General features: G+C 72.0%; 12 protein-coding genes. 2 read left to right on the forward strand and 10 right to left on the reverse strand.

Translation table 11 applies throughout. The features are described 5' to 3' along the window. Positions 1-9 precede the first annotated feature (9 nt). Together ACN263_RS16140 and ACN263_RS16145 are read right to left on the reverse strand one after the other, a co-directional pair. Positions 10-1,554, reverse strand: a complete 1,545-nt coding sequence (locus tag ACN263_RS16140) for a PP2C family protein-serine/threonine phosphatase (RefSeq protein ID WP_422735119.1) — start codon at positions 1,552-1,554, stop codon at positions 10-12. Positions 1,555-1,583: 29 nt separating this feature from the next. Next, a complete protein-coding gene (locus tag ACN263_RS16145) occupies positions 1,584-2,330 on the reverse strand; it encodes an alpha/beta fold hydrolase (protein ID WP_422735120.1) in 747 nt (248 codons plus the stop codon). Positions 2,331-2,456: 126 nt separating this feature from the next. Here ACN263_RS16145 and ACN263_RS16150 point away from each other — a divergent pair, with 126 nt between their 5' ends. Continuing rightward, on the forward strand, positions 2,457-2,888 hold the full coding sequence (locus ACN263_RS16150; protein ID WP_422735121.1) for a nuclear transport factor 2 family protein: 432 nt from the start codon (positions 2,457-2,459) through the stop codon (positions 2,886-2,888). 7 nt (positions 2,889-2,895) lie between these two features. On the opposite strand, the gene ACN263_RS16155 is transcribed toward ACN263_RS16150, so the two are convergent. From ACN263_RS16155 to ACN263_RS16165, 3 genes are all read right to left on the reverse strand, one after another. Next, positions 2,896-3,366 (reverse strand): molybdenum cofactor biosysynthesis protein, encoded by a 471-nt coding sequence (locus ACN263_RS16155; RefSeq protein ID WP_422735122.1) that lies wholly within the window; start codon positions 3,364-3,366, stop codon positions 2,896-2,898. Positions 3,367-3,481: 115 nt separating this feature from the next. Next, the gene (locus tag ACN263_RS16160; RefSeq protein WP_422735123.1) at positions 3,482-5,566 is read right to left on the reverse strand and encodes a PQQ-dependent sugar dehydrogenase; all 2,085 of its coding nucleotides are present in this window, start codon (positions 5,564-5,566) and stop codon (positions 3,482-3,484) included. A 37-nt stretch (positions 5,567-5,603) separates the two neighbouring features. Continuing rightward, positions 5,604-6,551: a LamG-like jellyroll fold domain-containing protein gene (locus tag ACN263_RS16165; RefSeq protein WP_422735124.1), complete on the reverse strand. Its 948-nt coding sequence runs from the start codon at positions 6,549-6,551 to the stop codon at positions 5,604-5,606. A gap of 120 nt (positions 6,552-6,671) precedes the next feature. On the opposite strand from ACN263_RS16165, the gene ACN263_RS16170 reads away from it, so the two are divergent. Further along, positions 6,672-7,706, forward strand: a complete 1,035-nt coding sequence (locus tag ACN263_RS16170) for a LacI family DNA-binding transcriptional regulator (RefSeq protein ID WP_422735125.1) — start codon at positions 6,672-6,674, stop codon at positions 7,704-7,706. An 8-nt stretch (positions 7,707-7,714) separates the two neighbouring features. Here ACN263_RS16170 and urtE read toward each other — a convergent pair whose 3' ends face one another. The 5 genes from urtE to urtA are packed head-to-tail and all read right to left on the reverse strand — an operon-like array spanning position 7,715 to position 12,573. Beyond that, positions 7,715-8,410 (reverse strand): urea ABC transporter ATP-binding subunit UrtE, encoded by a 696-nt coding sequence (gene urtE / locus ACN263_RS16175; RefSeq protein ID WP_422735126.1) that lies wholly within the window; start codon positions 8,408-8,410, stop codon positions 7,715-7,717. Beyond that, positions 8,407-9,183, reverse strand: a complete 777-nt coding sequence (gene urtD / locus ACN263_RS16180) for an urea ABC transporter ATP-binding protein UrtD (RefSeq protein WP_422735127.1) — start codon at positions 9,181-9,183, stop codon at positions 8,407-8,409. Before urtD ends, urtE begins: the two co-directional genes overlap by 4 nt. After that, entirely contained in the window at positions 9,180-10,367 is a 1,188-nt protein-coding gene (gene urtC, locus ACN263_RS16185) for an urea ABC transporter permease subunit UrtC (RefSeq protein WP_422735128.1), read from the reverse strand. Before urtC ends, urtD begins: the two co-directional genes overlap by 4 nt. Further along, positions 10,364-11,350 (reverse strand): urea ABC transporter permease subunit UrtB, encoded by a 987-nt coding sequence (gene urtB, locus ACN263_RS16190; RefSeq protein WP_422735129.1) that lies wholly within the window; start codon positions 11,348-11,350, stop codon positions 10,364-10,366. Before urtB ends, urtC begins: the two co-directional genes overlap by 4 nt. After that, the gene (gene urtA / locus ACN263_RS16195) at positions 11,329-12,573 is read right to left on the reverse strand and encodes an urea ABC transporter substrate-binding protein (RefSeq protein ID WP_422735130.1); all 1,245 of its coding nucleotides are present in this window, start codon (positions 12,571-12,573) and stop codon (positions 11,329-11,331) included. The genes urtB and urtA overlap by 22 nt, the downstream gene beginning before the upstream one ends. Positions 12,574-12,686 lie beyond the last annotated feature (113 nt).

Raw genomic sequence — 12,686 nt, forward strand, 5'->3', positions numbered from 1 at the left:
GGCTGCGGCTCAGGGCAGCACGCGCACGGCCAGGGTGCACGTGTCGTCGTCCGGGCTGGGCTGGTGCAGCAGATTCCGCAGCCGGGTGAGGGTTTGCTCCCCCGGCGTCGCGCTGAGCGCGGACAGCGTGGCGCGTACCTGTCCTGACCGGTCCTGCTCGGGTTCCCGACGTTCCACCAGGCCGTCGGTGTAGAACAGCACCAGGTCGTCGGGGCGCAGTCGCGGGGTGAGCACCGGGTACGTCGAGTCGGCGACGGCGCCCAGCAGCAGACCCGGAGGGCATTCGAGCGGTTCGGTCCGGCCGGCGCGGGACAGCAGCGGCGCGAGGTGCCCGGCGCGGCCCCAGCAGAGCGTCCGGGTCGCCGGGTCGTACAGGGCGACCACGGCGGTGGCGGTGATCGAGAGCTGGCCGCAGAGCCGGTTGAGGTGCCCGAGCAGCACCGACGGGTCCCCGATGCCGATCGACAGCCAGGACACCAGGGCGAAGCGCAGGTGCGCCATCCCGCTCGCCGCGTCCAGGCCGTGACCGGCGACGTCGCCGACGGCGAGCACGACGGTGCCGTCGGGCAGGGCCTGCGCGTGGTACCAGTCACCGCCGACCTGCGCGGTGCTCTCGGCGGGCAGGTAGTTGACCACCGCCTCGATGCCGGGCAGGGCGAACTTCTCCCGGGGCACCGGCTGGATGAGGTTCTGCAACTGCCCGGCGAGCCGGTGCTCGGCCAGCGCGGTCAGCTCCCGCGTCCGCAACTGGTCGCTGAGCCGTTCGATGGCGGTACGCGAGTCGACCCGGGCGGTCACGTCCTGCACCACGGCGTGGATCTTCAGCGGTACGCCGTTCGCGTCCCGGGAGATGTCGGAGAGGATCCGCAGGTGCCGCAGCCCGGCGGTCGTCTGAAACCGGACCGTCACGTCGGAGGACTCCCCGCTGTCCAGCGTCTGCCACGCCGCCTCGCGCAGCAGGTAGTCGTCGGGGAGCAGGGCGGCGGCCTGCTCGGCGCGGGACATCGGCCCGAGGGCGGGATCCCGCTCGAAGATGCGGTACATCCCCGGTGACCACTGGCTCACCCCACTGGCCAGGTCGTACTCGGCCCAGCCGAGGCTGCCCAGGCGCTCGGTGCGGTCCAGGCGGCGACGGTCCTCGTCGAGCCGCTGCCAGGACACCAGCAGACCACCGAGGACGCGGTGCACCTCGACGTCGAACAGCGAGTCGGCGACGACGCCGGTCCGTCGCTCCACGTACCGGAAGTCGGCCAGGCGGCCGGATGCCCCGGTGCCGAAGACCTGGTCGTAGAGCTGCCAGAGCGGCCCACCGACCATGCTGGGGTACAACTCGCTGAGGCAGGCGCCCACCCGGTCGATGCCCCGACCGTAGATGTCCTGGCTCTGCCCACTGGTCGCCGCGATCCGCCAGTCGGCGACCGCCCGCTGGTCGTCGGGCACCGGCACCAGCCAGGTGCACCCGGCCGGGACCACCGCGAGGATCTCCCGGACGACCGCTTCGACCGGTCGCGTCACGTCGACGGCGTGCGTGCCCGGACGGTCCTGGTCCGCCATGGCACGAAGCCTAGTAGCAGCGCCTGCGGCTAGCCCATGGTGGCGCGGGCGGCGGTGTCGATGAGGTCGGCGACCGGGCCGGGTTGCGAGACCGCCACGGCGTGCGACGCGTCGACCTCGACCACGGTGGACCCGGCCCGCTGGGCCATGAACCGTTGCAGCTCCGGCGGGATGCCCTGGTCCTGGGTGCTGATCAGGGTCCACGACGGGATGCTCTTCCAGGCCGTTCTGGTCACGGACCCGGTCTGGGCCCGCTCGGATGCCGGTCGCTGGGTGACCGCCATCAGTTCGGCGAGGTCGGGGTCGACGTCGGCGGCGAACACGGCCGGGAACCTGTCCTGCTTGATGTACTGATCCATCGCCGTCCCACCGTCGGGTAGCGGGAAGGGCACCATCTTGACCGCGCTGACGAGTTGACTGCCGGGATACTTCATGACCAGGTCGACCACGCTCTCGCCGACGTCCGGGCTGATGCTGGCGACGTACACCAGGGCCTTGACGTTCGCGGCACCGTCCGCGGCCTCGGTCATCACCGCTCCGCCGTACGAGTGCGCGACCATGACGACCGGACCGTCGACGCTGTCCACGACGGAGCGGGCGTAGGCGGCGTCCTCCTGCACCCCGCGCAGCGGGTTGGCGACCGCGATGGCCGGATAGCCCCGACGCTTGAGGTGGGCGATCACCCCGTTCCAGCTCGACGAGTCGGCGAAAGCCCCGTGCACGAGCACCACGGTGGGCAGCCCGGCCTGCTGGCCGGAGGGATCAGGAGCATTCATTCGGCACTACCTCCCGTGACATGAGGCCAGTATTCGGGATGAAAAGGTCTACTGCCGGCGATTCCGAGACGGACGCGCGTGCCGCCACGCCGATGCGCCCTCGTCCGGGTGGCGGGGACTGCCACAATGCGGTCAGTCCGGACGGGTGACGCCGGCGCGGAAGACCAGGAGGACGGCACCATGCCGGACAGCGCACGCGAGGCGGAACTGCTCGACGCCGAACGCACCCTGCAGGCCGCCCAGCGGGCCGGTGACGTCGCGGCCCTGGACCAGTTGCTGATCGACCAACTGATCGCGATCGGCCCGGACGACCGCCGGTACACCAAGGCGGAGGACCTCGCCACGCACCGGGATCGGACCTCGGTCGTCGAGGACCTCGTCGAGGAGGAGTTGAACCTGCTCGTCCTCGGGTCGACCGGCGTGACGTTCTGTCTGGCCCGGGTGGCCGGGACCTTCGACGGTGCCCCGTTCGCCGCGCGCCTGCGCTACACCCGCACCTGGGTACACGACGACCCGCACGGTTGGCGCGTCCTCGCCGCGCACATCAGCCCGGCCTGAACGCCGGTCAGCTCACCGTGGCGTCGACCGGGCCGACGCGCAGCACGCCGTCGTGCAGGGGCGTGCACCGGACGCCGCCCGTGGCCCGCAGCGCCTTCCAGGCGCCCGGGCCCACCGTGACGTCCATCCAGGCGCACGGGCGGGCCGCCCGGTTCACCCGCAGGCCAACCGGACCGTCGCCGGAGTCGAGGACCAGCACCCGGCCGATCAGCTCGTCCACGGCCAGGCCGGTGGTGAGGATGTTGCGCCGGACCTGCGCCAGGCCGATGCCCGCCGGCAGCGATTCCTGGGCGATCACCGTGATGCTGGCGTCGCGGTGCGCCGGCTTGCCGAAGTAGCGGTCGCCGACGATGCCGAGGCCGGCCCGGATCTCGACGGTGTCGACCAACTCGCCCGGTGGGGCGGGCGCCGGACCGTCACTGGGGCGACCCAGGAAGCGGTGCACGGGCGAGGCCAGCAACTCGACGATCTGCGCCATGGCACGGATTCTACGAACCGGACCGCGCCCGGCGGGCCGGCTCGGCCGGCCCAGCCGTGGGGGACGGTTCGGCCGGCCCAGCCGTGGGGGACGGCGACCACCGTCCCCACGAGCCTCAGGCCGGCGTACCCGTGACGGTGAGGTGGCGCAGTCGGCCCACGTTGTCGAACGAGCCGAAGCCGACCCGACCCGAGCCGAAGGTGGTGTCCTTCGCGGTCAGCAGCGGGTCCCGGTGTCCGTCGACGTAGACGGCGATCTCGCCGGTCGCCGGCAGGTGCACGACGCGCACCCGGTGCCAGGCGGCGTCGGTGATCGCCGGGTTCGCGCCCCGGGAGCGGCCGTTCCACTGGTGGTCGATGCGCTCGCGGTCGGCGTTGTTCACCTTGAAGATGCCGTTGTGCGGATAGATCGTGTTGTCGGTGGAGAGGTGGGCGTAGTAGAACTCGGTGTCCGAGCGCCAGCCGAACACGATGATCACGTCCCGGTTGCTGACGTCGACCGGGGTGTCGAGGCGTACCCGGGCGTCGACCTGCACCGACGACCAGGCCGGGCCGGCGGTCAGCATCGCGTACTCGAAGGGCCGACGCGGGCCCGGCCGGCTCTCGCCGGCCTCGGCGAGGATGATCTCGTCACGGGTGAACTGCCACTTCGCGGGCGTCACCGGCGCCCAGTTCGCGGCGCCGGCGGTGTGCCGCAGGGTGGTGCGGCCGACGTCGCCGCCGGCGAACTCCCGGGTGCCGGTCACCTTCCAGATCGTGCCGTTGGCCTTGGCGACCAGGTACAGCTCGCCGGCCGCGTCGGTGCCGAAGCGCAGGTCGACCCGGTTGGGGTCGCCGGGCGCACCCGGCCCGGAGAGGTCCCGCATCCGCACCGGGGAGCCGGCGGCGTCGAAGAGCGCGAGCTGGTGGATCGGGGCGAGACCGTGGCCCCGGCGCATCTCGCTCGCCTCGGTGTAGAGCACCCGGCCGTCGACCAGATCACCGAAGACGTACTTGCCGCGCAGCGCCGGGACCGCGCGCCCGCGGTAGACGAAACCGCCGGCCACCGCGACGCCGACGTCCGCGGTGCAGTTCCAGTCCGCGGCCGGATCATGGTCGTACGCGGCGACCGGGTAGGTGTAGCCGAAGCGCTCGTCGTCGGCCGGCAGGGGGAACAGCCGGTCGCACGGGTTGGTGGCCGCCTTGTCGAACACGAACGAGCCCTCGCGCTCGCTCCAGCCGAAGTTGTCGCCCGCGCGGACCTCGTAGATCGCCTCGACGGCGTGTTCACCGATGTGCCCGAGGTACATCCGGCCGGTCGCCCGGTCCCAACTGAACCGGTGCGGGTCGCGGAAGCCCACGGCGTAGATCTCGCCGAGCGCCCCGTCCCGGTCGACGAACGGGTTGTCGACGGGGATGCCGTACCGGCCGTTGGCGGAGGTGGTGCCCCGGGGGTCGATGCGCAGCAGCTTGCCGTGCGGCAGGCCCAGGTTCTGCGGGTCGGTGTTGCGCACGCCCAGGCCACCGTCGCCGACGGCGAGGTAGAGCAGGCCGTAGTCACGGTCGTGGCGCTTCGCCGTGGGATTGAAGTTGATCTCCTGGATGCCGTGCACCTGTCCACCGAAGCCGATGCGCAGCACCTCACGTCGAGTGCCGGCGAAGGTGTCGGCGGCCGGGTCGGCGGCCGTCCACTCGGTGATGACGCCGTGGTAGATCGTGCCGGCCTGGGCGTAGTCGGGTGGGGTGGTCGCCGCCGACGCCAGCTCGGTGTGGATGGTGTAGAACCGGCCGTTGACGCCGAACTCGGGGTGGAAGGCGACGTAGCCGAAGCCCTGGCCGAGCCCCCGACCGGAGAAGAACTGCGGCGCGAACGTCGCGGCCATGTCCAGGTAGACGTGCGGCACGCCGTTCTCGACCAGGTAGAGGTTGCCGTTCAGGTCGGGTACCGCGCGCCGGCCGGAGCCGTCCGGCAGCTCCATGATGGTGTTGATCCGGGCGGTCCGCATGAGCCGCTGGTCGGTCGGCGCGGGGGTCGGGTACGACTGCGGGAAGGTCGCGTACCGGTCGAGAACCAGCCCGAGGCGGGACTGGCTCGGCATCGCGGGGATCGGGTCGTAGACCGCGCCGTCGGCCCGGGCGGGCGCGGCGACGAGTGTGGACAGCACCAGGACGAGGGCGGTGAGGGCGGCCCGCAGAGTGGGTCGGTGGTGGAGGGTGCGCACGCGTGTCTCCTTCTCGGTGGGACGGTGCCGAGGGTGGTCAGCGGGCCAGGTGCCGGTACTGCCGGCGCACGTCGGACGCGGAGACGACGCTGTCGAGGAACAGCAGGCCGTCCATCCGGCAGTCGCAGGGGTTACGTTCCAGCGTGTTCTGCGGGAAGCTCCCGCCGATCTTGATGCCCCGGGGATCGGAGGCGGTGGTCAGGTGCGGGCCGGGCCCCGCCACCAGCCACGGGTCGTCGGCACGCGTGTAGAAGCCCTCGACGGGTTCGCCGTTGCGGTAGAGGGCCAGCGCGCCGGTGCCGAAGTCGAAGGTGGCGGCGAGGTGCACCCACTCCCCCGCCGGCAGCAGCTCGCGCCAGTCCTGCCGGGCCGCGAACGTCTGCGAGTTTCCCCCGTCGAGGCGGCGGCCGAGCGCGACGAGGCGCAGTTCGCCGTCGACGTCGATCAGCTCCAGCAGGGCCCGGACGCCGTGCCCGTCGGAGTCGCCGGTGAGCAGGCCGGCGAGGCCGATCGCGTTGTACCGGTCGGTCGGATCGGCGGTGGTGGAGTTGAGCGCCGGGAGGTCCATGTCCAGCTTGAACCAGCCCATGATGGTGGTGCCACCGGTGGCGCTGAACGCGCGCAGCGTCCGTACCCCGCTGGCCGACCAGGTGCCGGCCTTCCAGTCGTCGTTGCCGGCGACGGTCGGGGCGACCTGCCGGGTCTGCACGGCGTTGCCGCTGCCCCGGTACGCGTGGTCGGGCACCCGCATCGGCGCGCCGCCGTTGACCAGCTCGATCTCGGTGCCGGAGCGGCCCTGGTCACGTTCGAGCGCCGGGTCACCCGGCACCGGATGGTCGAAGTCGTACGCGGCGACCAGGTGCGCCCGCAGCGCCGGGTGCACGTCGTGCGCGATGCCCCGGTCCGCCTGCGCGGGCGGTACGCCGAGGCCGGTCAGCACGCCGACCACCAGGAGCGAGACGGCGACGATTCGGGCTCTGGACATCGTTCACCTCGTTTCGCGGCACGCGCCGGTGACGGCTACGTAAGCGCTTACGTACCCTAGGCTTCGACGATCGTCACTGGCAATAGATCGGGTCCCATGGATGCCCCCAGGGAGGTGCGCATGCCCAGAGCCGGCCAGCGGCCGCGCCTCGTGGAGGTGGCCGAACGCGCAGGCGTCTCACTGGCCACCGCCTCCCGGGCCCTGGCCGGCCGCGACGGGGTCAGCACCGAGGTGGCCGACCGGATCCGGCTGATCGCCCAGGAACTGGGCTACGTCGCCAACCCGTACGCCCGCACCTTGGCCGGGGGCGCCCGGTCCACCGTCGGACTCGTCGTCCACCAGGTCGACGACCCGTACTTCGCCGAGATCGCCGCCGGGGTGATCCAGCTCGCCGCCGAAGAGGGGCTGCTGGTACAGATCTGCCAGTCCGGCCGGGACCCGGCCTACGAGCTGCGGCAACTGCGCCACCTGATCGCCCAGCGGGTCGGCGTCATCCTGATCAGCGGCTCGGGGTTCGACGACCCGAAGGTGGAGGCCGAGGCCCGCGCCGAGCTGGCCGCCTTCCAGGAGCACGGTGGCCGGGTCGCCGCCATCGGCCGGCACGCGCTCGGCGTCGACGCCGTCCTGCCGGACAACGAGGCCGGTGGCCGCGCGCTCGCCGCGCACCTGCTGGACCTCGGTCACCGGCACATCGCGGTCGCCGCCGGCAGCGCCGGCCTCACCACGGTCGCCGACCGGCTCGCCGGCGTGCGGTCCGCGCTGCGCGAGCGCGGACTGCCCCCCGCCGACCTGGCGGTCGTGCACGGTGATTTCACCCGGGATGGCGGGCGGGCCGCCACCGAACGGATCCTCAACGAACACCCGCGGACCACGGCGATCGTCGCGCTGAACGACGCCATGGCGATGGGCGTGCTGTCCACGCTGCGCTCGCGCCGGGTGCCGGTACCGGCGCGGATCTCCGTGGTCGGCTTCGACGACGTCTCCGTCGCCGCCGACCTCGCGCCCAGCCTCACCACCATCCGGCTGCCGCTGACCGAGATGGGCCGCACCGCGCTCGTGCTGGCCCTCAGGCCCCGCGCGGCGCGACCCCGCCGCCGCGCCACCGGCCACCTGCTGGTGGTGCGCGACTCGACCGGTCCCGCGCCGACGACCTGACCGGTGGCTCAGACCGCCAGGGCCGCCCGGACCTCCCGCTCCGCCGTGACTCCCCCGTCGCCGTGCGACGTGACCCGGCCGGATTCCAGGACGTGGTAACGGTTCGCCACCCGCAGCGCGAATCCGAGGTGCTGTTCGACGAGCAGCACGCTGAAGCCGGACTGCCGGGTCAGCTCGACGATCCGCTCCTGGATCTCGGCGACCACCGACGGCTGGATGCCCTCGGTCGGCTCATCCAGCATGAGCAGCCGCGGCCGGGTGATCAACGCGCGCGCGAGGGCGAGTTGCTGGCGCTGCCCACCGGAGAGCAACCCGGCCCGCCGCCGCAGCAGCGGGCGCAGCGCTGGGAACAGGTCCAGCACCTCCGCGGTGGCCACCGCGCCGTCGCGCCGCCCGTCGGCGACCAGGCGCAGGTTCTCCGCCGCCGTGAGGTGCGGGAAGCACTGCTGGCCCTGCGGCACGTACGCCATCCCGCGCGCCACGCGCTCGTGCGGCGCGAGCCGGGTGACGTCCTCGCCGTCCAACTCGACCGTGCCGGCGCTCGGGCGCAACAGGCCCGCCGCGACCCGCAGCAGGGTGCTCTTGCCGGCGCCGTTGTGCCCGAGCACCGCGGCCACCCCGTCGGGCGGGACGGCGAGGTCCACCCCGTGCAGCACCCGGGACCGCCCGTAACCGGCGTGCACCCCACGCAGGGTCAGCATCATGCCTCCAGAGAACTGGGGACCGACCCGGCGTCGACCGGGTGGCCAAGGTAGACCTCCTGTACGCGCGGGTCAGCCTGGACCTGCGCCACGGTGCCCTCGCTGAGCACCTTCCCCGCGTGCAGCACGGTGACGCTGCGCGCGAAGCGGCGCAGGAAGTCCATGTCGTGCTCGATCACCACGACCGTGCGGTCGCGGCTCACCGTCTCCAACAGGGCGCCCGTGGCGTCGCGTTCCTCGTGGCTCATCCCGGCGACCGGCTCGTCGAGCAGCAGCAGTCGCGCGTCCTGCACCAGCAGCATGCCGATCTCCAACCACTGCTTCTGCCCGTGCGCGAGCGTGCCGGCGAGCTGGTCGGCCCGGTCGGTCAACCCGATGGTCTCCAGCGCGGCGGCCACCTCGTCGGGGATGCCCCGCCGACGCCGGGCCAGGGTGGCCCAGCTTCGCCGGGCGCCCGCCGCGATGTCGAGGTTCTGCACCACCGACAGCTCTTCGAAGATCGTCGACGTCTGGAACGTCCGCCCGACGCCGAGGCGGCTGATCCGGTGCACCGGTCGACCCAGCAGCTCCTGGTCACCGAAGCAGACCGAACCGGTGGCCCGCACCAGGCCGGTGATCGCGTCCACCAGGGTGGTCTTGCCCGCGCCGTTCGGCCCGATCAGGAACCGGATGTCCCCGGCGGGCACCTCCAGCGAGACGCCGTCGACCGCGGTGAACCCGTCGAAGCTGACCCGCACGTCCCGGACGGACAGCCCGTCCAGTCGGTCGCCGCTCATGGAGCCGCCACCTCCGCCCGCTCGGCGCGTCGTCGGGCCAGCGCCGACCACCAGCGCCGCTGCGACGCGGGGTCCGCGTCGCGGCGGCGGGCCAGCGCCCACAGCGACGCCAGGCCGCCGGGAAGGAACGCCACCACCACCACGAAGAGCAACCCCTGGAGGTACGTCCAGGTGCCCGGGAACCGTTCGGAGAGGGCGGTACGCGCCCAGGCCACCGCGACCGCGCCGAGCACCGGCCCGAGCAGTGTGGCCCGACCACCCACCGCGACCCCGATGACGAACTCGATCGACGGGACGATGCCGATGAGGGCGGGCGAGATGATGCCCACCGCCGGCACGAACAGCGCACCGGCCAGGCCCGCCATCCCGGCCGCCACCACGTACGCGACGAGCTTGACCGACGCCGGGTCGTAGCCGAGGAAGCGGACCCGCTCCTCGCTGTCGCGCACCGCCACCAGCAGCTCGCCGTAGCGGCTGTGGATGAGTTGGCGGGCCAGGGCGAGCAGCGCCAGCAGCACACCGGCGATGATGAAGTAGACCATCCGCTGGTTGACCGGGTCGTCGAGGTCGTACCCGAAGAAGCCCTGGATGTCGGTGAGCCCGTTGGTGCCGCCCGTGGTCCCCTGCTGGCCGACCAGCAGGATCACCATGGCGGCGGCGAGGGCCTGGCTGAGGATGGCGAAGTACGCGCCCCGCACGCGGCGGCGGAACACCAGCGAGCCGAGCCCGAAGGCGACGGCCATCGGCAGCAGCACGGTGGCCGGCAGCGCGAACCACGGGCTGGCGAACGGCCGCCACCACAGGGGCAGTTCGTCGAGCTGCCCGTACAGCTGCATGAAGTCGGGCATCCCACCGGGACCCGCGTCGGCGAGCTTGAGATGCATGGCCATCGCGTAGCCGCCGAGGCCGAAGAAGACGCCCTGACCGAGGGTGAGCATGCCGCCGCGCCCCCAGGCGATGCCGATGCCGACCGCCACCATGGCGACGCAGAGGTACTTGGCGAGCAGGGCCAGCCGGAAGTCCGACAACGCCAGCGGTGCGACGGCGAACAGCAGCGCCGCGCCGAACGCGAAGCCGGCCGCCGCGCGCAGCCGCGAACGGCCGCCGGGCCGCTTCGGTGGCGGGGCGTCGGCCGGGGCCGGTGGTACGGCGGTGCTGGGCGGCGCGGGTGTCACGGCGGTCATGCGAGGCTCCTGGTCCGCAGGGTGAACAGGCCCTGTGGCCGCCACTGGAGGAACGCGACGATCGCCACGAACACGATCACCTTGGCGACGCTGAGGGTGGTGAGGTACTCCCCGGTGGCCTGGAGCACGCCGAGGGCGAAGGCGACGATCACGCTGCCCTTGAGCTGGCCGATCCCGCCGACCACGACGACCAGGAAGGCGTCGATGATCAGGTTGGTGCCCATGGTCGGGCCGATCGGGCCGAGCAGGGTGAGCGCCACCCCGGCGAGCCCGGCCAGGCCGGAGCCGATGAAGAACGTCGTCCGGTCGACCCGGGCGGTGGGGATGCCGGACACCGCGGCGAGGTCGCGGTTCTGCACCACCGCGCGGACCCGCCGCCCCAGCGGGGTGAGCCGCAGCGCCAGGGTGAGCGCGGCGACGGCGGCCAGCGCCAGGGCCAGGATGAACAGCCGGTTGTTGGCGACGGTCAGCCCGCCGGGCAACGCCACGTTGCCGGTGAGCAGGTCCGGCGCGCGGGTCTGCACGTTCGGGCTGCCGAAGACGTCCCGGGCGAGCTGCTGCAGCATCAGGGACACGCCCCAGGTGACCAGCAGGGTGTCCAGCGGGCGGGCGTAGAGCCGGCGGATCAGCAGGACCTCCAGCAGCACACCCATCGTGCCGGCGACCACGAACGCCACCGGCAACGCCACCAGCAGGGACACACCGGCCCCGGTGATGCTCTGTTGCAGCACGTACGTGGTGTAGGCGCCGGCCATGATGAACTCGCCGTGGGCCATGTTGATGACGTTCATCTGGCCGAAGGTCAGCGCCAGCCCGAGCGCGATGAGCAGCAGCACCGCGCCGATGCTGATGCCGGTGAAGAGTTGACCGAAGAGGACTGTCACGGTGGGTACTCCGTACTGCTGGTCGGGAGGCCCGGGCGGGGCGGGCGTCGTCGCGCCGCCCGCCCGGGCCGGCGTCGTCAGCTCAGGCCGCTCGCCCACGGGTAGGTCTTCAGGTACGGGTCCGGCGCGACCGGCTTGCCGGAGTTCCACACCTCGGTGATCAGACCGTCCGCGCCGATCTTCCCGATCCGGGCGGTCTTGGCGATGTGCTGGGTCTTGCCGTCGACGGTGACCAGGCCCTCCGGCGCGTCGAAGGTGATCCCGTCGGAGGCGGACCGGACCTTCTCGACGTCGAACGCGCCGGCCTTCTCGACCATCGCCTTCCACAGGTAGACGCTGACGTAGGCGGCCTCCATCGGGTCGCTCGTCGGCTTGTCCGCGCCGTACTTCGCCTTGTACGCGGCCACGAACTTGCTGTTCGCCGCGCCGGGCGTGGTCTGGTAGTAGTTCCAGGCGGTGAGCTGACCCTCCAGGTACTGGGTGCCGATGCCCTTGACCTCCTCCTCGGCGATGGACACCGACACCACCGGCATGGCGGCGGCGGTCAGTCCGGCCGACTTGTATTCCTTGAAGAAGGCCACGTTGCTGTCACCGTTGAGGGTGTTGAAGACGGCCTTCGCGCCGGAGGACTTGACCTTGTTGACGATCGTGCCGAATTCGGTGGAACCGAGCGGCGCGTAATCCTCGCCGACCACGGTCATACCGTTCGCCGCCGCGTACGCCTTGATGATTTTGTTGGCCGTCCGGGGGAACACGTAGTCGCTGCCGACCAGGTAGACCGACTTCGTTCCCTGGGCCTTGAGGTAGTCGAGCCCCGGGACGATCTGCTGGTTGGTCGTCGCACCCGTGTAGAAGATGTAGGGCGACTGCTCCAGACCCTCGTACTGCACCGGATAGAACAGCAGCGCCTTGTTCTTCTCGAACACCGGCTTGACCGCCTTGCGGCTGGCCGACGTCCAGCAGCCGAAGACGGCGGCGACCCGGTCCTCGGAGATGAGCTTCTCGGCCTTCTCGGCGAAGGTGGGCCAGTCCGAGGCGCCGTCCTCCCCGACCGGTTGGATCTTCTTACCGAGGACGCCGCCGGCCGCGTTGATCTCCTCGACGGCGAGCATGATCGAGTCGCGGACGGTGACCTCGCTGATCGCCATGGTGCCGGAGAGCGAGTTGAGCAGGCCCACCTTGACGGTGTCGCCGGAGACGTCGGCGGTGACGCCGGCCGCGCCGCCCTCGTCACTGGTCTTGCTGCCGCACGCGGTCATGGCGGCCGCGGCGACCAGGGTCATGGCACCCGCCAGGATGCGGCGGCCCCAAAGAAGTGACATCTAATCTCCCTGCGGTGCACTCAGGTTGCGAAAGGACGGTCGGTGCGGTCCGGTGGAGCTGACGTTGGCGATGTCGGGTGTCGACGGGTGGACGCCGACTGCCGTCATCGCAT

The sequence above is a fragment of the Micromonospora sp. WMMD729 genome, assembly GCF_049315225.1.
In the GTDB taxonomy this organism is placed as follows: domain Bacteria; phylum Actinomycetota; class Actinomycetes; order Mycobacteriales; family Micromonosporaceae; genus Micromonospora.

Excerpts from the sequence above, each read along its gene's own strand:
- ACN263_RS16145 (WP_422735120.1), bottom strand. The coding sequence starts at position 2,330 with ATGAATGCTCCTGATCCCTCCGGCCAGCAGGCCGGGCTGCCCACCGTG.
- ACN263_RS16165 (WP_422735124.1), bottom strand. The coding sequence starts at position 6,551 with ATGTCCAGAGCCCGAATCGTCGCCGTCTCGCTCCTGGTGGTCGGCGTG.
- urtA (WP_422735130.1), bottom strand. The coding sequence starts at position 12,573 with ATGTCACTTCTTTGGGGCCGCCGCATCCTGGCGGGTGCCATGACCCTG.
- ACN263_RS16155 (WP_422735122.1), bottom strand. The coding sequence starts at position 3,366 with ATGGCGCAGATCGTCGAGTTGCTGGCCTCGCCCGTGCACCGCTTCCTG.
- urtE (WP_422735126.1), bottom strand. The coding sequence starts at position 8,410 with ATGATGCTGACCCTGCGTGGGGTGCACGCCGGTTACGGGCGGTCCCGG.
- ACN263_RS16150 (WP_422735121.1), top strand. The coding sequence starts at position 2,457 with ATGCGGTCAGTCCGGACGGGTGACGCCGGCGCGGAAGACCAGGAGGAC.
- ACN263_RS16140 (WP_422735119.1), bottom strand. The coding sequence starts at position 1,554 with ATGGCGGACCAGGACCGTCCGGGCACGCACGCCGTCGACGTGACGCGA.
- urtD (WP_422735127.1), bottom strand. The coding sequence starts at position 9,183 with ATGAGCGGCGACCGACTGGACGGGCTGTCCGTCCGGGACGTGCGGGTC.
- ACN263_RS16170 (WP_422735125.1), top strand. The coding sequence starts at position 6,672 with ATGCCCAGAGCCGGCCAGCGGCCGCGCCTCGTGGAGGTGGCCGAACGC.
- urtC (WP_422735128.1), bottom strand. The coding sequence starts at position 10,367 with ATGACCGCCGTGACACCCGCGCCGCCCAGCACCGCCGTACCACCGGCC.